Source organism: Cellulosimicrobium composti, assembly GCF_009711085.1.
Lineage (GTDB): Bacteria > Actinomycetota > Actinomycetes > Actinomycetales > Cellulomonadaceae > Cellulosimicrobium > Cellulosimicrobium composti.
On sequence record NZ_WMKA01000002.1, the window covers coordinates 36,337 to 54,951 of the forward strand.

Here is an 18,615-nt window from a genome sequence, read left to right on the forward strand (position 1 = left end):
TCCGCGGCGGGGCCCGAGCCACGGGTTATACCGCCGGTCGTGGCGCTCCGTCACCCGGCGAGGAGGTCGGGCTGCGGGTGCCGCACGCCCTGGACCGCGCCGCGCGGGATCGCCGCGCCGACGGCCGCGACCTCGTCGGGCGTCAGCGGGAGCGACGCCGCCGCGACGTTCTGCTCGAGGTACGCCAGGCGCTTCGTCCCGGGGATCGGCACGACGTCGTCGCCCTGGGCGAGGAGCCACGCGAGGGCGAGCTGCGCCGTCGTGACGCCGCGCCCCGCGGCGATCTCCTCGAGCGAGCGGACCAGCCCGCGGTTGTGCTCGAACGCCTCGCCCGCGTACCGGGCGTGGGACCGGCGCACGTCGTCCTCGGCGAATCCGTCCGTCGAGTCGACCGTGCCCGTGAGGATGCCGCGGCCCAGCGGCGAGAACGGCACGAAGCCGATGCCGAGCTCGCGCAGCGTGGGCAGGACCTCGTCCTCCGGGTCGCGCGTCCACAGCGAGTACTCGCTCTGCACGGCCGTGACCGGGTGGACGGCGTGGGCGCGGCGCACGGTCGCCGCGGACGGCTCGGACAGCCCGATCGCCCGCACCTTGCCCGCCGCGACGAGCTCGGCGAGCGCGCCGACCGTCTCCTCGACCGGCACCTGCGGGTCGATGCGGTGCAGGTAGTACAGGTCGAGGTGGTCGGTGCCGAGTCGGCGCAGGCTCGCGTCGATCGCGGCGCGCACGTACGCGGGGCGGCCGTCGACCGGCCGGCCGTCCGGGTGGCCCTCCGCGGGCGGGAGGCCGAACTTCGAGGCGAGCACGATCTCGTCGCGGTGGGCGCCGAGCACCCGGCCGACGAGCTCCTCGTTGCGCCCGTGGCCGTAGACGTCCGCCGTGTCGACGAGCGTCACGCCGAGCTCGAGCGCGCGGCGCAGCACGGCCTCGGCCTCGGCGGCGTCGGCGGGGCCGTACGCGTCGGTCACGGACATGCCGCCGAACCCGACCGCGGACACGGTGAGCGCGGCGTCGCCGGAGCCGAGCGTGCGCTGCGGCAGGCGGTTCGAGGGTGCGGCGGGGGTGCGGTCGTCGGTCATGACGCCAGCGGACCACCGCGAGCGCCCCGGGGCAAGGGGGAGACGGCGTCCTCTCACCAGGTGGGAGAAGGTGACGACGCCGCAGGTCAGGCACGCCTGTCCTTGCTGGCGAGCGCGGGGAATGGTCCCTACTCTGGAATGGTTCAAGAAAACGGCACCGACGGAAGCCGGGTGACCGCCGCACGTTCCGGGCGACCCCCGAGAGAGCGAGGAGCACCATGACCGCACCCACCATCCACCGCACCACCGCGCGCTTCGAGGCGTCGGAGCAGCTCCGCGCCCACCTGCAGCGCGTGCTCGTCGCGCTCGTCGACCTCCACGTGCAGGGCAAGCAGGCCCACTGGAACGTGACCGGCCGCGGGTTCCGCGACCTGCACCTCCAGCTCGACGACGTCGTGGACGCGGCGCGCGAGCACAGCGACACCGTCGCCGAGCGCATGCGCGCGCTCCAGGTCGTACCCGACGGCCGCACCGAGACCGTCGCGACGACGACCGAGCTGTCCCCGTACCCGGCCGGACTCGTGTCGGTCGGCGACACGGTCGACGCGGTCGTCGAGCGGATCGCGCAGACGGTCGAGGTCGTGCGCGCGGTGCACGACGACGTCGACGCCGAGGACCCGACGAGCGCGGACCTCCTCCACGAGATCATCGCGGACCTGGAGAAGCAGGCCTGGTTCCTGTCCTCGGAGAACCGCGAGGCGTGACGGCGCGCGGCCACGGGCCGCGCGACCCCGGAGGCCGCGGGCCGGAGCACGTGCTCCGGCCCGCGGCCTCCGCGCGTCACGGCCGGGGTCTGCGGTGCGTCACGCCCCGGCCGACGTCGCCCTCCGCGGTGCGGCGCTCCGGGCGCGCCCGGGGGCGCCGGGGATGGCCGCGACGAGCTCGCGCGTGTAGTCCTCGCGCGGGTCGAGCAGGATCTGCTCCGCCGTGCCCTGCTCGACGACGCGCCCGCGGTGCATGACGCCGACGTGGTCGGACACCTGCCGCACGACCGCGAGGTCGTGCGAGATGAACAGGTACGCGAGCCCGTGCTCGGCCTGGAGCCGCACGAGGAGCTCGAGGATCTGTGCCTGTACGGACACGTCGAGCGCCGAGACGGGCTCGTCGAGCACGACGAGCGACGGGCGCAGCGCGAGCGCCCGCGCGATGGCGACGCGCTGGCGCTGCCCCCCGGACAGCTCGCGGGGGCCGCGGCGCAGTCGAACCCGAGCTCCTCGGCGAGCACCGCCGTCTCGACGACCCGGTTCAGCCGGTCGGACGGCGCGACGGCCTCCCCGGTCACCGGGTGGGGCGGGTTGAAGACGATGTCGAGTACCTGGAAGCGCACGGTCCTGCTCCTTGCGTGTGTTCGGGGGGAGGGGAAGAGCGAGATCGGCAGTTCTCGCCGAGATCGGCAGGTGCACGTGCCGATCCCGGCAGGAACTGCCGATCTGGTCCGGAACTGCCGATCAGGCCGCGGCGACCTCGGCGGCGGCGTCGCGCTTCGCGACCTCCTCGCGGACGATCGGGATGACGTGCCGGCCGAAGTCGATCGCGTCGTCGAGAAGGTCGTAGCCGCGCGCGGAGATGACGCGGACGCCGAGGTCGTAGTACGCGAGCAGCGCCTCCGCGACCTGCTCCGGCGTGCCGACGAGCGCGTTGGAGTTGCCGGCGCCGCCGGTGGCCCTGGCGGTGGCGGTCCACAGGGCGGTGTCGTACCGCTCGCCCTGGGCCGCGATCTCCAGAAGTCGCTGCGAGCCCGCGTTCTCGGGCTTGTCGATCGGGTGCCGACGGCTGAGCTGCCCGCCCGCGGCGGCCTTGCGCGCCTCGATGCGGTCGAGGACGCGGTGCGCCTTCTCCCACGCGAGCTCCTCGGTCGGCGCGATGATCGGGCGGAATGCGGCGTGGATGCGCGGCGGCGTCGCCCGGCCCGCGGCGGCGGCCTCGGCGTGCACGCGCTCGATCTGCTCCGCGGTGCGGTCCAGCGGCTCGCCCCAGACGGCGTAGACGTCCGCCTCGGCGGCGCCCACGCGGAACGCGGCGTCCGACGACCCGCCGAACGAGATGGTCGGCGTCCGCCCCTCGAACGGCTTGGCGTCGAGCACGAAGTCGGCGAAGTCGTAGAACCGGCCGTGGTGGTCGAACGGCTCGTCGCTCGCCCACGCCTGCTTGACGACCTGGATGTACTCGTGGGTGCGGGCGTACCGCTCGTCCTTGGTGAGGGTGTCGCCCTCGCGACCCTGCTCGCGGTCGTTCCCGCCGGTGATGAAGTGGACGGACAGGCGGCCGCCGGAGAGCTGGTCGAGCGTCGCGAACGTCTTGGCGGCGTACGTCGGGTAGGACACGTTGGGCCGGTGCGCGAGCAGCAGCTCGATCGACTGCAGACGCGCGGCGGTGTACGCGGCGAGCGCCGCCGGCTCGGGGCCGGACGAGCCGTACGCGAACAGGACGCGCGTCCAGCCGGTGTCCTCGTGCGCGCGCACGAGGCGCTCGAGGTAGGCGGGGTCGAACGGGGCGGTCGTGCGCGCGGTGGTCTCCGACGCGTCGTTGGTCGTGGCGATGCCGAGGAACTCGACGGGCATGAGGGTCTCCGTGGGTGAGGTGGGCGGGTGGGTCGTGCGGCTCAGGCGGGGGCGTCGGTCGGCTCCGCGGGAGCCTCGGCAGGGTCGGTGGCCGGGAGCCCGGCGTCCTTCCAGGCGGGGAAGCCGCCGTCGACGTGGGACACGTGCGCGTACCCGCGCCGCGCGAGCGCCTCGGCGACGGGGCCGGAGCCGTTCGGCGACCCGCACACGACGACGACGGGCGTGTCGAGCGAGATCGCCGGGGCGTCGGCGGGACCGAAGAGCGCGTCGAGGTCGTCCCGGTCGACGAGCGTGGCGCCGGGGATCTCGCCGTGCGCGGCACGGCCCTGGGCCGAGCGCACGTCGACGAGCAGGGCGCCGTCGGCGACCTTCGCGGCGGCGTCGGTCGCGGTCTGCAGGGGCGGGGTCGTCATGGGTCTCTCCTTCGAGGGGATGGTCAGCGGGTGGCGGCGAGCGCGGGGGCGACGTCGGCCGGGGCGTCGTCCGTGCCGGTCGCGGGGGCCGGCGTCGGCCCCGCGAACCAGTGCTCGGCGAGCAGCTCGAACGAGCGGCGGGCGTCGTCGGGGTCGTGGGTCGCGGTCGTGACGAGGAGCTCGTCGGCGCCGGTCGCGCGGCGCAGCGTCTCGAGCCGCTGGACAACCGTCTCGGGGTCCCCGACGATGCGGGTGTCGACGCGGTCGGCGACGAGCGCGCGCTCGGCCTCGGGCCGCTCGTCCCACGCGGGTGACGTGCCGGGCTCGGGGTAGGCGATCGCGCCGTCGGCGCCGCGACGGATGGACAGCACCCAGTCGGCGAACGGCGTCGCGAGCTCGCGGGCCCGCTCGACCGTGTCCGCGACGAGCACGTCGGCCGACACGACGACGTACGGCGCGTCGAGCACACCGGGCCGGAACGCCGCGCGGTAGGCCGCGACGGTGTCGAGCGTCGCCGACGGCGCCACGTGGTAGTTCGCGGCCAGCGGCAGGCCGAGCTCGCCCGCGACGCGCGCGCTCTCGCCCGGGCTCGACGCGAGCACCCACAGGTCCCAGTCGGCGCCCTCGACGGGCGGGCTCACGTACGCCGTGCCGTGCTCGTCGCGGTAGGTCCCGGCGCGCAGCCCGAGCACGAGGTCGAGCTCGTCGCGGAAGCTCGCCGGGGTGCGCGACGCCCCGACGATCCGCTTCTGCGCGAGGATCCGCTCGCGCAGCACGGAGTCGTTGCCGCCCGTCGGCGGTGCGCCGGGCACGTACAGGCCGTCGACGACGCGCGGGCCGGCCGCGGGTCGGGCCGCGGGCCGTGGTCCGGCCGTGCCGGACCCCTTCGGCGGCGTGAACGCCCGCCCGAGGCCGAGGTCGACGCGGCCGGGGTGCAGCGCGGCGATCGTCCCGAACTGCTCGGCGGCGACGAGCGGGCTCGTGGTGCTGAGCAGCACGGCTCCGCTGCCCACGCGGATGCGCTCGGTCCGGGCCGCGACGGCGGCGGCGAGCACGGCGGGCGACGCCGAGCCGACGCCGGGCGACAGGTGGTGCTCGGCGTACCAGACCCGGTGGTACCCGAGCCGGTCGAGGTCGCGCGCGAGCCCGACGGCGCGGCGCACCGCGTCCTGGCCAGTGGATCCCTCGGGGACGATCGCGAGGTCGAGGACGGACAGGGGGACGCGGCCGGAGGCGGGGCGCGGCCCGCCCGGGGCGGTCGGCTGCGGGTGCTGGTGGGACGACATGGCTTCCTCTGGTGGTGGTGCGGTCGGACTACTTGGACGGGAACCCGAGCGCGGCGAGCGCAGCCCGCAGGTGGGCGCGCCCGCGCAGCGCGCCCGGCACGCGCAGGCGGTCGACGACGCGCTCGCGCCACCCGCCGTCGAGTCCCTCCGCGCGGTAGAAGGGCTCGATGCGCTTCTCGTAGGCCGTGACGTGCTCGGCCTGCCCGGCGGACCGGTACCGCTCGGCGTGCAGGACGGCGCCCTGCGCCAGGCGCGGCTTGACGCGCTCGCCGCCCGCGGGGTCCGGGTGCCCGACGACGAGGCCGACGGCGGCCACGACGCCCTCGGGCAGCCCGAGCTCCGCCGCGACCTGCGCCGGGTGGTTGCGCAGCGCGCCGATGTACACCGTGCCGAGACCCAGCGACTCGGCCGCGACGACCGCGTTCTGCGCGGCGAGCGCGGCGTCGAGGAACGCGGCGAGCGTGGTCTCGAGGTAGTCGGTGGCCTCGAGCCGCACGCCCTCGCGCGCCCCGAGGGCGCGCACGCGGGAGAGGTCGGCGAGCCACACGAGCAGGAGAGGCGCCGTGCGGATGTGCTCCTGGTCGCCCGCGAGCGCCGCGAGGCGCGCCTTGCGGGCCGGGTCCGTGACGGCGACGACGCTCCAGAGCTGGAGGTTCGAGGACGTCGGGGCGGACTGCGCAGCGGCCACGAGGGTCGGGACGACGTGCTCGGCGAGCGGGTCGGTGAGGTAGCGGCGCACGGTGCGGTGCGCGAGCAGGGTGTCGAGCACCGGGTGTGCGCCCGGGCGTCCGGCCGGCCCTGTCGCCGCGCCGGGCGCGACCTCGTCGACGGCGGCCGGTTCGACGCCGTAGCGCGCAGCGAGCGCGACGGGGGCGGTCGGCGGCGCGGCCGGGGCGGCGACGGGAGCGGGAGCGATCGTCATGAGGCGGTCCTCTCGGGGAGTGCGGCGAGGCGGGCGAGCGCGAACCGCTCGGCCGCCGAGACGTCGTCGGGTGCGGTGGCGAGGTCGGCGAGGACGCGGCCGACCGCGGGGGCGAACTTGAAGCCGTGGCCGGAGAACCCCGCGCCGACGACGACGGGTCCGCGCCGGTCGAGCACGAAGTCGCTGTCGGGCGTCGTGGTGTACGTGCAGCTCACGGGGACGTACGCGTCCGGGTCGAGCCCGGGCAGCCACGTGCGCACGTAGTCGCGCAGCGTGGCGAGCTGGCCGGGCTCGGGCCGGTAGGAGCGGCGGTCCGGGTCGACGACGGGTCCGACGCCGTGGAATCCGACCTTGACGCCCTCGCCCGGTGTGGCGAGGCCGTAGACGCCGCTCGGCCACGCGGTGCCGGGGCCGACGTCGTGGGTGAACGCGGGCCAGCCGTCGGGCGTCGCACCGGGGCGCAGCGCGAAGTGCGCGGGCTGCTCCTGCGTGACGACGAGCGGCAGGTCCGCGCCGAGCAGGCCGCCGTCCGCCCCGCCGAGGAGGCCCGCGCTCCATGCGCCGACGGTCACGACGACGACGCGCGCGAGCACGTCGCCGCCGTCGGTGACGACGCGCACGCCCTCGGCCGCGCGCTCGACGTGCCGGACGGCGACCTCGTGGCGCACGTCGGCGCCGCGCGCGGCGGCCGCGCCCTGGAGGGCCGCGACGGCGCGGTCGGCGTGGAGCCGTCCGGCCGTCGCGACCTCGTGCAGCACCCGGCCCTCGAACCGCAGGCCGGGCCACCGCTCCGCCGCGGCCGCGGGGTCGAGCCACTCGTGCGCGATCCCGCGCGCGGTGAACGCGGCGGCGATCGCGTCGGCTCGCCGCTCGGCCGTGGCGTCGCGACGCCCGTGGCTCACCCCGCCGGTGACGGCGAGGAGCTCGGTGCCCGTCTCGTCCTCGACCTCGCGCCACAGCGCGAGCGCCTCCTGGGCGAGGTCGAGGTACTCGGGCTCGGCGTACGTCGTGCGGTAGATGCGCGACGTGCCGTGCGAGGCGCCGTGGGCGTGCCCGGGCGCGAAGCGCTCGAGCAGGACGACGTCGCGCCCGCGCCGGGCGAGCTGCCAGGCCGTGGCGGAGCCCATGACGCCGCCCCCGACCACGACGTGGTCGACGTACCGGGTGCTGGTGGTCATGCCGGGGTCACTCCGTCTTCGGCAGGCCGGGCGGGTTGGTCTGCGACTCCTCGATCGCCTCGGACTCCAGGCCCCAGCGCTCGAGCACCTGGAGGTAGGTGCCGTCCTCGACGGCGTGGTTGATCGCGGCCGTGATCGCCGGCGCGGCCTCCGCGCCCTTCTTGGTGGCGACGGCGATCTGCGCCGTGTCCGGCCAGCCGCCGTTGAGCGTGCCGGCGACCCGGAAGTCCTGCGGGGAGGTCGCCGCCTGGAAGGCGAGCGTCGCGTTGGGGCCGACGTACGTCTCGATGCGCCCGGACTGCAGCGCGAGCAGGGCGTCGGCGAACTGCTCGTAGTACTCGGGGCCCTGGATCGGGTCGAGACCGTCCTCCTGGTTGAGGCGGTCCCACTCGAGCACGATCTTCTCCTGGTTCGTGCCCGACCCGACGGCGACGACCTTGCCCGCGATGTCCTCGCGCTTCGTGATCTCGGTGATGTCGGAGTCGGCGCCCACGAGCCAGCCGAGCTCGTCGTTGCGGTACGTGGAGAAGTCGATGGTCTCCTTGCGCTCCTCGGTCACGGTGACGTTGGAGATCACGGCGTCGACGTCGCCGGACTGCAGCGCGAGCGGCCAGTCGGCCCAGGCCTTGACCTCGAGGCGCAGCTCCTTGCCGAGCGCGTCGGCGACGAGCTGGGCGATGTCGGTCTCGTTGCCGATGGGCGTCTCGTCGTCGTCGGCGAGGAAGCCGAGCGGGGGGGCGGAGCCGGCGGAGACGGCGACGACGATCTCGTCCTTGTCCTTCCAGGAGTCGGGCAGGAGCGCGATCGCCTCGGCGGACTCGGTCGTGCGGATGCGGTCCTGCTCGGGGCTCGTGCTGACGTCCAGCGCCTCGGCCACGGAGGCCGCGCCGTCCTCGGTGGCCGTGCCCTCCGCGGCGGCCGGTGCCTCGGTGCTCACGCCCGCGCAGGCCGTGAGCGCCAGGAGGGGCACGGCGGCGAGCAGGGCGAGCGCGCGCGAGGCGCGGGCGCGGGTGGTCGTTGCGGTCACGGGGTGTCCTACCTCTCGGGTGGTGCGTCGGGGTGACGCCGGGAGTGCGGTGCGGGTCCGGCCGGCGGCCGGTCGCGGGTGCGGTGACGACGGTGGGTGCCCGCCGGGCGGGCGGGTCACAGGACCTTCTGCAGGAAGGCCCGGGTGCGCTCGTGGCGCGGGTGGTCGAGCACCTCGGCGGGCGTGCCCTGCTCGACGACGACTCCCTCGTCCATGAAGACGACGGTGTCGGCGACCTCGCGGGCGAAGCCGATCTCGTGCGTGACGACGACGAGGGTCGTGCCGGTGCTGGCGACGTCCTTGATGACCTCCAGCACCTCGCCGACGAGCTCCGGGTCGAGCGCGGACGTGGGCTCGTCGAACAGGAGCACCTTGGGTCGCAGCGCGAGCGCCCGTGCGATGGCGACGCGCTGCTGCTGCCCGCCGGAGAGCTGGCGCGGCCGCGCGTCGGCCTTGTCGGCGAGCCCGACGCGGGCGAGCAGCTCGCGGGCCTCGGGCTCGACGTCCTCGCGGCGTCGCCGCTGCGCGGAGACGGGCGCCTCGACGACGTTCTCGAGCGCGGTGAGGTGCGGGAACAGGTTGAAGCTCTGGAAGACGAACCCGATCTGGGTGCGCTGCCCGAGGATCTCGCGCTCCTTGAGCTCGCGCAGGGTGCTGCCCTTGCGGCGGTACCCGACGAGCTCGCCGTCGATGGAGATGAAGCCCTGGTCGACCTTCTCCAGGTGGTTGATCGCGCGCAGGAGCGTCGACTTGCCCGAGCCGGACGGGCCGAGCACGACCGTCACGGACCCGGGCCGGACGGTGAGCGACACGCCGCGCAGCACCTCGAGGGTGCCGAAGCTCTTGTGGACGCCGTGGATCTCGACGAGCCCGGCCGCCCCGGCGGCCGGGGTCGTGGTGTCCGTGACGGGGGCGCTCATGCGGCACCCCCCGCCGTGCGCGCGGTGCGCGTGAGGACGCCGACCCGGGCGCGGGCCGCGTAGGCGGGCGGGACGGACGGCGGCACGGGGCGTCCGGAGAGGCGCGACGCCCAGACGAGCACGGTCCAGCGCGCCTTCTGCAGGGGTGTCGGCGGGAGCGTGCGCACCGCGCCCTTCGCGTAGTGCCGCTCGACGTAGTACTGGACGACCGTGATGAGCGTGGTCAGCACGAGGTACCAGATCGACGCGACGATGAGCAGCGGCACGACCCGCCCGTTGCGGCCGTAGATGACGCTGACGATGTAGAAGAGCTCGCCGTACGCGAGGACGTAGACGATCGACGTGCCCTTGAGCAGGCCGATGACCTCGTTGACGGCGGTCGGGATGATCGAGCGCATGGCCTGCGGCAGGATGATGCGGCTGACCTGGCGCCGCCGCGGGATGCCGAGCGACGCCGCGGCCTCCTGCTGGCCCTGGTCGACCGAGAGGATGCCGGCGCGCACGATCTCCGCGGAGTACGCGGCCTGCGACAGCCCGAGGCCGAGGATCGCGGCCCAGAACTTGTCGATCACGGACAGCGTGTCGAACCACACGAGCTCGGGCCCGAACGGGATGCCGAGGCTGAGGTGAGGGTAGAGGTACGCGAGGTTGTACCAGAGCAGGAGCTGCAGCAGCAGCGGCACGGACCGGAACACCCACGTGTAGGTCCACGACACCGACTGCAGGAGCGGGGAGCGCGAGAGCCGCATGAGCGCGAGGACCGTGCCGAGCGCGAACCCGACGACGGACGCGACGAGCGTGAGCCGGATCGTCGCCCACGCCCCCTCGAGGACGGAGGGCCACGTGAGGTAGGTCGCGACGACGTCCCACTCCCAGCGCTCGTTCGTCACGAGCGAGCTGACGACCATCGCGAGCAGGACCGCGACGACGGCCGTCGCGGCCCACCGTCCCGGGTGCCGGGCGGGGACGATGCGCAGGCTCTCGAGCGGCAGCGCGTCCTCGACGCCCGGGCGTCCGTGCGGGTCGGCGGGGTGCCGGCCGGACGGCGGCGCGAGCTGTCGGGACTCGTCCTGCGGGAGCGACACGGTGCTCACGGCGCGACCTCCAACCACTTCTCGAACGCGAGCGGGCCGATCTCCTCGGGGTCGGTCCCGGTGTCGAACAGGGGCGTGTAGCCCGTCGCGAGGTACAGGCCCGCGGCCTCGGGCTGGCGCGGTCCCGTCGTGAGGTACACGCGCCGGTACCCGCGCTCGGCGGCGCGGCGCTCGAGCTCCGCGATCACGACGCGCGCGAGCCCGCGGCGACGGTGCGACGAGTGCGTCCAGATGCGCTTGAGCTCGGCGGTGCGCACGGCGGGCGTGCCGTCGGGGCGCCGCGCGGACGCGCGCGCGAGGCGGGCGGGGTCGCCGACCTCGGGCTCGGTCCGGCGCCGGAACGCACCGCCCGCGACGGGCGCGCCGTCCTCCAGCACGAGCACGAGGTCGCCGTGCGGCGCCGCGAACTCGTGCGCCGGGTAGTGCTCCATCTCGGCGCGGAGCTCCTCGGCCGTCAGGACGCGCTGGTACCGCGTCCAGTACTCCTGGGACAGCTCGTCGAGCAGCGGCCGCACGAGCGGGTCGTGCATGGCGACGGACCGGATCTCGCGCGCTCGCCGGGCCGCCCCCGGGGCGGCTGGGCGCGCGGCGACCGCGGTCATCGTGGCGCCCTCTCGCCCGCGGTGACCGCGAACGGCACGTGGTTGCCCTCGACCGGCGCGGGGCACGTGCCGTGGTCGCTGAACGCGTACGGGAGGTTGATCGCGCGGTTGAGGTCGAGCCGCACGCGGCCCGTGGTGCCCGGCGCCACGTCCGCGTCCACCGTCAGCACGCGCCACGGCGCGACGTCGTCCGCCTCGTCGCTGAACAGCAGCGCCGCCCCGCCGCCCGGCGCGCCGGTGAGGACGAGCGTCGCGGCGCGCCGGCCGCCGTCGCGCTCCACCACGAGGTCGACCTCGCCGACGGCGAGCGCGTGGTGCACGAGGCCGGGCCGCGCGGCGCCGACGACGACGGGCCGCGGCGCGTCGTACCAGCGCACGTCCGCGTCGAGCACCCAGGCGGGGTCGTGCGCGAACGTCGGGACGCCGTCGAACGCGAGCCGCGCGGGCGCGAGCGGGTCGCGCAGGCGCACCGCGTACCGGCCCGTGCGTCGCACGACCTCGACGGCGACCTCGCGCGTCTCCCCCGTCGCGCCGCGGTCGGCGTCGGCCGCGGGGTCGCGACCGTCCGGCAGGAACGTGCCCGCCACGGACGAGCCGCCCTCCGTGACGACGACGGTCGTCACGTCGTCCCCGGTCGCCGTGCGCACGGCGCGGCCCTCGCTCGCGCGGTGGTGCGCGCCGTCGGCGTCGGCCCACCAGAGACCGGGCACCCCGGGCAGGGCGGCGGGCTCCGCCGGGAGCCAGTGGTACGCGACGAGGCTCAGCCAGCCGTGCGGCGGGCGCAGCGCCTCCTCTCGCTCGGCGTGCCACGCGGCCCAGGCCGCGGCGTCGGGGTTTGCGGTGACGGCGCCCGTGGCGGTCAGCGTGCTCGTGCTCATGGGTCCTCCGGGGTCGGTGCGGTGGGTGGGCGGGGCGATGCGTCAGCCGACGAGCTCGGCCGCGGGCTCGTCCTCGGCGGCGGACGCGGCGCCGGGCCGGGCGAGGCCGAGGTGCTCGCGCAGGGTCGTGCCCTCGTACTCGGCGCGGAACGAGCCGCGCTCCTGCAGGAGGGGGATCACGCGGTCGAACACCTCGTCGAGCCCGCCCGGGGTGAGGTGCGGCACGAGGATGAAGCCGTCCGACGCGTCCTCCTGGACGTGCCGGTCGATGTCGTCCGCGACCTGCTCGGGCGTGCCGACGAAGCCGCCGCGCGAGGTCACCTGGATGACGAGCTCGCGGATCGACCAGCCGTTCGCCTCGGCCTGCTCGCGCCACGCGGCGGCGACGGCCGCGGGGTCCTTCGCGTGCCGCACGCGGCCCCGGGTGATCGAGACGTTCTCCGTGTCCGGCTCGACGTCGGGCAGCGGGCCCTCGGGGTCGTACCCCTCGAGGTCGCGGCCCCACACCTGCTCGAGGAACGCGATCGCCGTCGGGCCCGAGACCTGCTGGAGCCGGATCTCCCGGGCGCGCTCGGCGGCCTCGTCCGGGGTGTCGCCCAGCACGACGACCGTCGCGGGGAGGATCTTCAGCGAGTCCCGCGAGCGACCGTGCGCGGCGAGCCGGCCCTTGACGTCCTCGTAGAACGCGCGCCCGGCGTCGAACGTCGAGTGCGCGGAGAACACGACGTCGGCGGTCGCGGCGGCGAACTCGCGACCGTCGGCGGAGTCGCCGGCCTGGAACAGGACCGGGTGGCCCTGGGGACCGCGCGGCGTCTCGAAGAGGCCGACGACGTCCGCGTACGTCCCGTGGTGCGTGACGGGCCGCACGGCGCCGGGACGCAGGAAGTCGCCGGTGATCCGGTCGGCGAGGACCGCGTCGTCGTCCCACGAGTCCCACAGGGCGCGCGCGACCTCGACGACCTCGGCGGCGCGCGCGTACCGCTCCGCGTACGGCAGGTAGCCGCCGCGGCGGAAGTTCGCGCCCGTGAAGGCGTCGGGGCTCGTCACGAGGTTCCACGCGGCGCGGCCCTCGGAGAGCAGGTCGAGCGTCGCGAACTGCTTCGCGAGCTCCCACGGCTCGTTGAACGTCGTGTTGATCGTGCCCGCGAGCCCGAGGCGGTCGGTCACCGCCGCGAGCGCCGCGAGGACGGGCAGCGTGTCGGGGCGTCCCACGACGTCGAGGTCGTGGATGCGGCCCTTGTGCTCGCGCAGGCGCAGGCCCTCGGCGAGGAAGAAGAAGTCGAGCTTCGCGGCCTCGGCGCGGCGCGCGAGGTGCTCGAACGAGGAGAAGTCGATCTGGCTGCCCGAGCGCGGGTCGCTCCAGACGGTCGTGTTGTTGACGCCCGGGAAGTGGGCGCCGAGGTGGATCTGCTTGCGGGGTCGGGTGCTCATGGGGGTCCGTCCGGGCTCAGGCGATCGCCGCGTAGCGGTTCGCGGGGTGCGGGAGGCCGAGGGTGTCGCGCAGGGTCGTGCCGGGGTAGGCGGTGCGGAAGAGGCCGGCGCCCTGCAGGAGGGGCACGACGCCGTCGACGACGGCGTCGAGGTCGGTGCTCAGCGACGACGGCCGCAGGAGGAAGCCGTCCGCCGCGCCCGCGCTCGTCCACTCCTCGACCGTGACGGCGAGGTCCCGCGCGGTGCCGACGTGCGTGAGCGAGTCGGTGTCCCACGAGACGCCCTCGAGGTCCTCGAGGAGGTCGAGGCGCGCCTGTGCGCTCGCCCGCGTGTCGCCGACGACGACGTACGCGTCGACGAGCACGCGCAGCGCGTCGGGGTCGCGCCCGGCGTCGGCGGCGGCGTCGCGCACCTGGGCGCGCAGCGCGACCGCCTCGTCGCGCGTCGCCGCGCGGACGCGCACGACGTCGGCACGGCGGGCCGCGAGGTCGAACGACGCGGGCGAGTCGGCCCGCACGACGACGGGCGGCTGGCCCTGCGGCGGCCGCGGGGTGATCGACGGGCCCTTGACCGCGAACCGGATGCCCTCGTGGTCGACGTAGTGCAGCTTCTCGCGGTCCACGAACCGGCCGGTCGCGACGTCGCGGATCTCGGCGTCGTCCTCCCACGAGTCCCACAGCCGCGTGACGACCTCGACCGCCTCGTCGGCCTCGGCGACGGCGTCGGGCTCGTCCTGCGCGGCCTTGCGGCCGAACGCGGCGGCCTCTGCGGGCGTCGTCGACCACCCGACCTGCCACCCGGCGCGGCCGGCGCTCACGTGGTCGATCGTCGCGATCGCCTTGGACACGTGGAACGGCTCGGTGTGCGTCGTCGTCACGGTGGGGACGAGGCCGACGCCCCCGCTGCGCGGCGCGAGGCGCGAGGCGACGAGCGCGGCGTCGAGCCGGCCCCGCACGGTCCCGGTGCGGCCGGGCCGGAGCGTGAACGCGTCGTCGAGGGTGACGAGGTCGAGCAGGCCGCGCTGGGCGGTGGCGACGAGCTCGACGAGGCGCTTGGCGTCGAAGAGGCGCTGCGCCTGCGAGCCCGTGGTCCGCCACGCGGCGGGGTGCGCGCCGGCGTCGGTGAGGTCGACGCCGAGGTGGACGGTGCGGGCGGGGGCGGTGTCGGGCATCGCGGGATCCGTTCTCGGTCGGGCGCCGGGCGCGCTCGGGGCGCGGCCGGGTGCCGGAGGGTGGGCAGGGGTGTCCCGCCGCGCGGCGGCAGGGACGGGACCGGGGAGGCCGGAGGGACCCGGTCGGGGGCGTGCGCGCGGGGGCGCGGCGTCAGGGGGTGGGCGTCAGCGACGACAGGTGGCGCGCGCGGGACCCGCGGTCGCGGGCGGACAGGGGCACGTCGGCGCGTGCGGGGTGCTCACCGCGGTGCTCGACTCTCGCCGGTCCATCGTCCGTCTCCTTCGTGCCCGTCTCCGGGCTCCGCGTCGTTGCCCCGCGCCGCGCTCCGCGACGCGAGACCTGGTCCTCACCCGGGGCACCCCGCCGCGCGGGAGGGTTGCCGTCCGACGAGCCGGGGCTTGGCGTCGGAGCTCATGACCGTGTCTGGTGGCCGAGGTGCTCGACCTCGGTTGCGCGGGAACTTACGAGCGCCCTCGGGGGGTGTCAACGCGCCGTCGAGACCTTCCCACATACTGGACTCAATCGGTCGACTTTGAGCGTCCGGTCGTAACGTTGCACCAAGTGCATCGATGCACCTAGTGTCATCGGGTGCCCCTGGCCCCCGACCCCGCCACGACTGACGCGTCGTCCGAAGCGATCACCGCGTCGTCCGGCGCGCCCGCCGGCGTCGACCGCCGCGCCGCGCTGCGCGCCCGGCACCACCGCGCCATCGTCGACGCCGCGGCCGCGCTCATGGCGGAGAAGGGCGGCTCCCGCTTCACCGTCGACGAGCTCGCGGCGCGCGCCGACGTCGCCCGGCGCACCGTGTTCAACCACTTCGCGTCGCTCGACGACGTGGTCGTCGAGGTGTGCGAGGACGTGCTGGGCGCCGTCGTCGACGCGCTCGGCGCGAGCGCCGCGGCCCCCGGCACCGACCGCGCGACGCCGCTCGACGACCTCACCGCCGCGCTGCGCGGCACCGACCTCGTCGGCCCCATGGCCTCCCTGACGCGCGCCCTCGGCGGCGGCGCGAACGAGCCGACGCCGCGCGTCACGACGATGGTCGTGCGCGCGTTCACCCACCTCGCCGAGCGCCTGGTGGCCGAGACCACGCGCCGCCACCCGCACGTCGACCCGCTCGAGATCGAGCTGCTCGTCGGCGCGCTCATGGCGGGCCTCATGGTCATCCAGCGCCGGTGGTGGGCCGCGACCGGCGCCGCCGACGACGAGGCCTCGCGCCGCGTGTGGGCCGCGCTGCTCGACCGGCTCGTCGAACGCACGCGCGCCGGCTGGGCGACCCGCGCCTGACGCCCCACCCCCGCACCTGTCACCACCCCGGACCGGACTCCCACCGAAGGACTCTCATGGCCGAACTGCTCTACCGCCTCGGGCGCGCGTGCGCGCGCCGCGCGCGGACCGTCCTCGCCGCGTGGCTCGCGGTGCTCGTGCTCGCCGGGGCGGCGTTCGTCGCGTTCGGCGGCACGCTCGCGAGCAGCTTCTCGATCCCCGGGACGCCCACCGCGGACGTCACCGAGCGGCTGCAGACCGCGCTGCCCGAGGCGTCGGGCGGCACGGGCACGATCGTCCTCACGACCGAGGACGGCGCGCCGTTCACGCCCGAGCAGGAGGCGCAGGTCGCCGACCGGTTCGCCGCGGCCGAGGACGTCGACGGCGTGGAGTCCGTCGTCGACCCGTTCGCCACGCAGACCGAGCTCGCCGACCAGCGGCGGCAGGTCGAGGACGGCCGCACCCAGATCGCCGCGGGACGCGAGCAGATCGAGGACGGCCGCGCGCAGCTCGCCGCCGGGCAGGAGCAGCTCGACGCGGCGCGCGCCCAGCTCGACGCGGGACAGGAGCAGCTCGACGCCGCGCGCGCGCAGGCCGAGGACGCGGGCGCGCTCGCGCAGGTCGGGCCGCAGCTCGACGCCCAGCAGGCCGAGCTCGACGCCGGGCGCGCCGAGCTCGACACGCAGGCCGCCGCGCTGGAGAAGCAGGTGTCCGCGCTCGAGGACCAGAGCGCGACCCTCGAGGAGCAGTCGGCGCAGCTCGAGCTCTCCGCGCCGCTGCTCGACATGGCGGCCGACATCCGCCTCGTCTCCGAGGACGGCAGCGCCGCGGTCGCGAGCGTGGTCTTCAGCGAGCCGAACCTCAGCATCGAGCAGGAGACCAAGGACGCCCTCGTCGCGGTCTTCGACGAGCCGGTCGACGGCGTGCGCGCCGACTTCTCCTCCGACATCGCGCAGGGCGTGCCCCAGGTGTTCGGCGTGGGCGAGGCCGTGGGCCTCGTCGTCGCGGCCGTCGTGCTCGTCGTCATGCTCGGCACGCTCGTCGGCGCCGGGCTGCCGATCCTCACGGCCCTCGTCGGGGTCGGCATCGGCGCGCTCGCCGCGATGTCGCTGTCCGGCGTCGTCGAGATGTCGTCCGTGACCCCCGTGCTCGGGCTCATGCTCGGGCTCGCCGTGGGGATCGACTACTCGCTGTTCATCGTCAACCGGCACCGGCGCCAGCTCAAGCAGGGCGACGACCTCGCCGAGTCGATCGCGCTCGCGAACGGCACGTCGGGCAACGCCGTCGTGTTCGCCGGCGCGACCGTGCTCATCGCGCTGCTCGCGCTCAACGTCACGGGCATCCCGTTCCTCGGGCTCATGGGGACGGTCGGCGCGCTGTGCGTCGCGATCGCGGTGCTCATCGCCGTGACCCTCACGCCCGCGCTGCTCGGCATGATCGGCCCGCGGATCCTCAGCCGCCGCGAGCGCGCCGCGCTCGCCGCGACGGGCGCCCCCGCGGGCGCCCCCGCGACGTCGGGCGCCCCCGCCGCGTCGGGCCCGGGCGCCGACCCCGCGGCGCCGGTGCGGCCGACGTCCACCGTGCGTGCCGTGGCCACGGCGCTCCTCGCCGTCGTCGCGCTGGGCGTGGTCGCGCTGCCCGCGCTCGACCTGCGCACCAACCTGCCCGACGGCTCGTCCGAGGCCCACGACTCCACGCAGTACCGCGCCTACGCGACGGTCGCCGAGGAGTTCGGCGAGGGCACGAACGGCCCGCTGCTCGTCGTCGCCGACCTCCCGGGCGAGCCCACCGAGGCGGAGTCGCTCGAGCAGCAGGTCCGCATCGCGCAGGAGCTCTTCGCGCAGGACGACGTCGTCGCGGTCGCCCCGATCGGCACCTCGGAGGACCGCACGGTCGCCGCGTTCCAGGTGATCCCCGCCGAGGGCCCGACGAGCGAGTCCACCGAGCAGCTCGTGCACGACCTGCGCGCGCTCGAGCCCCTCGACGGCGACGCGACGCTCGGCGTCGCGGGCTCGGCGAGCGGCAACATCGACATCTCCGACAAGCTCGCCCAGGCGCTCCCGGTCTACCTCGCGGTGGTCGTCGGCCTGTCGCTCGTCATCCTCGTGCTCGTGTTCCGGTCGGTGTTCGTGCCGGTCGTCGCGACGCTCGGGTTCATCCTGTCCTACTTCGCGGCGCTCGGCGGGGTCGTCGCGATCTACCAGTGGGGCTGGCTCGCGGGCGTGTTCGGCGTCGAGACGCCGGGCCCGATCCTCAACTTCCTGCCCACGATCCTCGTCGGCATCCTGTTCGGGCTCGCCATGGACTACCAGCTCTTCCTGGGCTCGGGCATGCGCGAGGCGTACGCGCACGGCGCCCCCGCGCGCGTCGCGATCGTGCAGGGCGTGCGGGCCGGGCGGGCGGTCGTGACGGCGGCGGCGATCATCATGATCTCCGTCTTCGGCGGGTTCGTGTTCTCGCACAGCGCGATGATCCGGCCCATCGGGTTCGCGCTCGCGTTCGGCGTGCTCGTCGACGCGTTCGTCGTGCGGATGCTGCTCGTCCCCGCGCTCATGCACCTCGTGGGCGACGCGGCGTGGTGGCTCCCGCGCTGGCTCGACCGCCTGCTGCCCGACGTCGACGTCGAGGGCGCGGCCCTCGAGCGCCGGCACCCGCACCACCACGACGACCCCGAGGCCGACGCCGCGGACGCCGCGGCCACGGACCCGGACGCGACCGAGCCGGAGCCCGCGCACCGCTGACCCACCCCGCCGGACCCGCCCGCTCCCCGCACCGCGCCGCGGACG

At 75.6% G+C, this 18,615-nt stretch carries 16 protein-coding genes, 1 pseudogene and 1 riboswitch; of the genes and pseudogenes, 3 read left to right on the forward strand and 14 right to left on the reverse strand.

Annotation, left to right across the window (positions count from 1 at the left end):
• Positions 1-50: 50 nt before the first annotated feature.
• The gene (locus GJV82_RS01130) at positions 51-1,079 is read right to left on the reverse strand and encodes an aldo/keto reductase (protein ID WP_225872991.1); all 1,029 of its coding nucleotides are present in this window, start codon (positions 1,077-1,079) and stop codon (positions 51-53) included.
• Between the two features lie 218 nt (positions 1,080-1,297).
• Here GJV82_RS01130 and GJV82_RS01135 point away from each other — a divergent pair, with 218 nt between their 5' ends.
• Positions 1,298-1,783: a Dps family protein gene (locus GJV82_RS01135; protein WP_024839035.1), complete on the forward strand. Its 486-nt coding sequence runs from the start codon at positions 1,298-1,300 to the stop codon at positions 1,781-1,783.
• A gap of 99 nt (positions 1,784-1,882) precedes the next feature.
• Here the strand turns inward: GJV82_RS01135 and GJV82_RS01140 are convergent.
• The 13 genes and pseudogenes from GJV82_RS01140 to GJV82_RS01200 form a co-directional block, all read right to left on the reverse strand.
• Positions 1,883-2,272: pseudogene (locus tag GJV82_RS01140) on the reverse strand (ATP-binding cassette domain-containing protein); the annotation flags it as partial.
• Between the two features lie 255 nt (positions 2,273-2,527).
• Positions 2,528-3,640 carry an LLM class flavin-dependent oxidoreductase gene (locus tag GJV82_RS01145; protein WP_155097945.1) on the reverse strand — a complete coding sequence of 371 codons (1,113 nt, stop codon included), beginning with the start codon at positions 3,638-3,640 and terminating at the stop codon, positions 2,528-2,530.
• Between the two features lie 41 nt (positions 3,641-3,681).
• On the reverse strand, positions 3,682-4,053 hold the full coding sequence (locus GJV82_RS01150; protein ID WP_024839038.1) for a rhodanese-like domain-containing protein: 372 nt from the start codon (positions 4,051-4,053) through the stop codon (positions 3,682-3,684).
• A 23-nt stretch (positions 4,054-4,076) separates the two neighbouring features.
• Positions 4,077-5,339 carry an LLM class flavin-dependent oxidoreductase gene (locus GJV82_RS01155; RefSeq protein WP_155097946.1) on the reverse strand — a complete coding sequence of 421 codons (1,263 nt, stop codon included), beginning with the start codon at positions 5,337-5,339 and terminating at the stop codon, positions 4,077-4,079.
• 28 nt (positions 5,340-5,367) lie between these two features.
• The gene (locus GJV82_RS01160; RefSeq protein ID WP_155097947.1) at positions 5,368-6,261 is read right to left on the reverse strand and encodes a nitroreductase family protein; all 894 of its coding nucleotides are present in this window, start codon (positions 6,259-6,261) and stop codon (positions 5,368-5,370) included.
• Positions 6,258-7,439 carry an FAD-dependent oxidoreductase gene (locus GJV82_RS01165; protein ID WP_024839041.1) on the reverse strand — a complete coding sequence of 394 codons (1,182 nt, stop codon included), beginning with the start codon at positions 7,437-7,439 and terminating at the stop codon, positions 6,258-6,260. The genes GJV82_RS01160 and GJV82_RS01165 overlap by 4 nt, the downstream gene beginning before the upstream one ends.
• Positions 7,440-7,446: 7 nt before the next feature.
• Positions 7,447-8,466 (reverse strand): transporter substrate-binding domain-containing protein, encoded by a 1,020-nt coding sequence (locus GJV82_RS01170; protein ID WP_024839042.1) that lies wholly within the window; start codon positions 8,464-8,466, stop codon positions 7,447-7,449.
• 116 nt (positions 8,467-8,582) lie between these two features.
• Complete coding sequence (locus GJV82_RS01175; protein WP_024839043.1) at positions 8,583-9,386, reverse strand: amino acid ABC transporter ATP-binding protein; 804 nt, start codon at positions 9,384-9,386, stop codon at positions 8,583-8,585.
• A complete protein-coding gene (locus GJV82_RS01180) occupies positions 9,383-10,480 on the reverse strand; it encodes an amino acid ABC transporter permease (protein WP_396039187.1) in 1,098 nt (365 codons plus the stop codon). Before GJV82_RS01180 ends, GJV82_RS01175 begins: the two co-directional genes overlap by 4 nt.
• On the reverse strand, positions 10,477-11,082 hold the full coding sequence (locus GJV82_RS01185) for a GNAT family N-acetyltransferase (protein WP_155097948.1): 606 nt from the start codon (positions 11,080-11,082) through the stop codon (positions 10,477-10,479). The genes GJV82_RS01180 and GJV82_RS01185 overlap by 4 nt, the downstream gene beginning before the upstream one ends.
• On the reverse strand, positions 11,079-11,960 hold the full coding sequence (locus GJV82_RS01190; RefSeq protein ID WP_155097949.1) for a DUF1684 domain-containing protein: 882 nt from the start codon (positions 11,958-11,960) through the stop codon (positions 11,079-11,081). Before GJV82_RS01190 ends, GJV82_RS01185 begins: the two co-directional genes overlap by 4 nt.
• 42 nt (positions 11,961-12,002) lie before the next feature.
• The gene (locus GJV82_RS01195) at positions 12,003-13,391 is read right to left on the reverse strand and encodes an NtaA/DmoA family FMN-dependent monooxygenase (protein WP_155097950.1); all 1,389 of its coding nucleotides are present in this window, start codon (positions 13,389-13,391) and stop codon (positions 12,003-12,005) included.
• 16 nt (positions 13,392-13,407) lie between these two features.
• Entirely contained in the window at positions 13,408-14,562 is a 1,155-nt protein-coding gene (locus GJV82_RS01200; protein ID WP_155097951.1) for an LLM class flavin-dependent oxidoreductase, read from the reverse strand.
• 300 nt (positions 14,563-14,862) lie between these two features.
• Positions 14,863-14,982: riboswitch (SAM riboswitch) on the reverse strand.
• Between the two features lie 169 nt (positions 14,983-15,151).
• On the opposite strand from GJV82_RS01200, the gene GJV82_RS01205 reads away from it, so the two are divergent.
• The gene (locus GJV82_RS01205) at positions 15,152-15,850 is read left to right on the forward strand and encodes a TetR/AcrR family transcriptional regulator (RefSeq protein ID WP_318657144.1); all 699 of its coding nucleotides are present in this window, start codon (positions 15,152-15,154) and stop codon (positions 15,848-15,850) included.
• Between the two features lie 56 nt (positions 15,851-15,906).
• Positions 15,907-18,570: an MMPL family transporter gene (locus tag GJV82_RS01210; protein WP_155097952.1), complete on the forward strand. Its 2,664-nt coding sequence runs from the start codon at positions 15,907-15,909 to the stop codon at positions 18,568-18,570.
• Positions 18,571-18,615: the final 45 nt, after the last annotated feature.

What these genes read in the sequence shown, in the direction of transcription:
- GJV82_RS01130 (WP_225872991.1), bottom strand. Translation starts at nt 1,079, where the DNA reads ATGACCGACGACCGCACCCCCGCCGCACCCTCGAACCGCCTGCCGCAG.
- GJV82_RS01135 (WP_024839035.1), top strand. Translation starts at nt 1,298, where the DNA reads ATGACCGCACCCACCATCCACCGCACCACCGCGCGCTTCGAGGCGTCG.
- GJV82_RS01145 (WP_155097945.1), bottom strand. Translation starts at nt 3,640, where the DNA reads ATGCCCGTCGAGTTCCTCGGCATCGCCACGACCAACGACGCGTCGGAG.
- GJV82_RS01150 (WP_024839038.1), bottom strand. Translation starts at nt 4,053, where the DNA reads ATGACGACCCCGCCCCTGCAGACCGCGACCGACGCCGCCGCGAAGGTC.
- GJV82_RS01155 (WP_155097946.1), bottom strand. Translation starts at nt 5,339, where the DNA reads ATGTCGTCCCACCAGCACCCGCAGCCGACCGCCCCGGGCGGGCCGCGC.
- GJV82_RS01160 (WP_155097947.1), bottom strand. Translation starts at nt 6,261, where the DNA reads ATGACGATCGCTCCCGCTCCCGTCGCCGCCCCGGCCGCGCCGCCGACC.
- GJV82_RS01165 (WP_024839041.1), bottom strand. Translation starts at nt 7,439, where the DNA reads ATGACCACCAGCACCCGGTACGTCGACCACGTCGTGGTCGGGGGCGGC.
- GJV82_RS01175 (WP_024839043.1), bottom strand. Translation starts at nt 9,386, where the DNA reads ATGAGCGCCCCCGTCACGGACACCACGACCCCGGCCGCCGGGGCGGCC.
- GJV82_RS01185 (WP_155097948.1), bottom strand. Translation starts at nt 11,082, where the DNA reads ATGACCGCGGTCGCCGCGCGCCCAGCCGCCCCGGGGGCGGCCCGGCGA.
- GJV82_RS01190 (WP_155097949.1), bottom strand. Translation starts at nt 11,960, where the DNA reads ATGAGCACGAGCACGCTGACCGCCACGGGCGCCGTCACCGCAAACCCC.
- GJV82_RS01195 (WP_155097950.1), bottom strand. Translation starts at nt 13,391, where the DNA reads ATGAGCACCCGACCCCGCAAGCAGATCCACCTCGGCGCCCACTTCCCG.
- GJV82_RS01200 (WP_155097951.1), bottom strand. Translation starts at nt 14,562, where the DNA reads ATGCCCGACACCGCCCCCGCCCGCACCGTCCACCTCGGCGTCGACCTC.
- GJV82_RS01210 (WP_155097952.1), top strand. Translation starts at nt 15,907, where the DNA reads ATGGCCGAACTGCTCTACCGCCTCGGGCGCGCGTGCGCGCGCCGCGCG.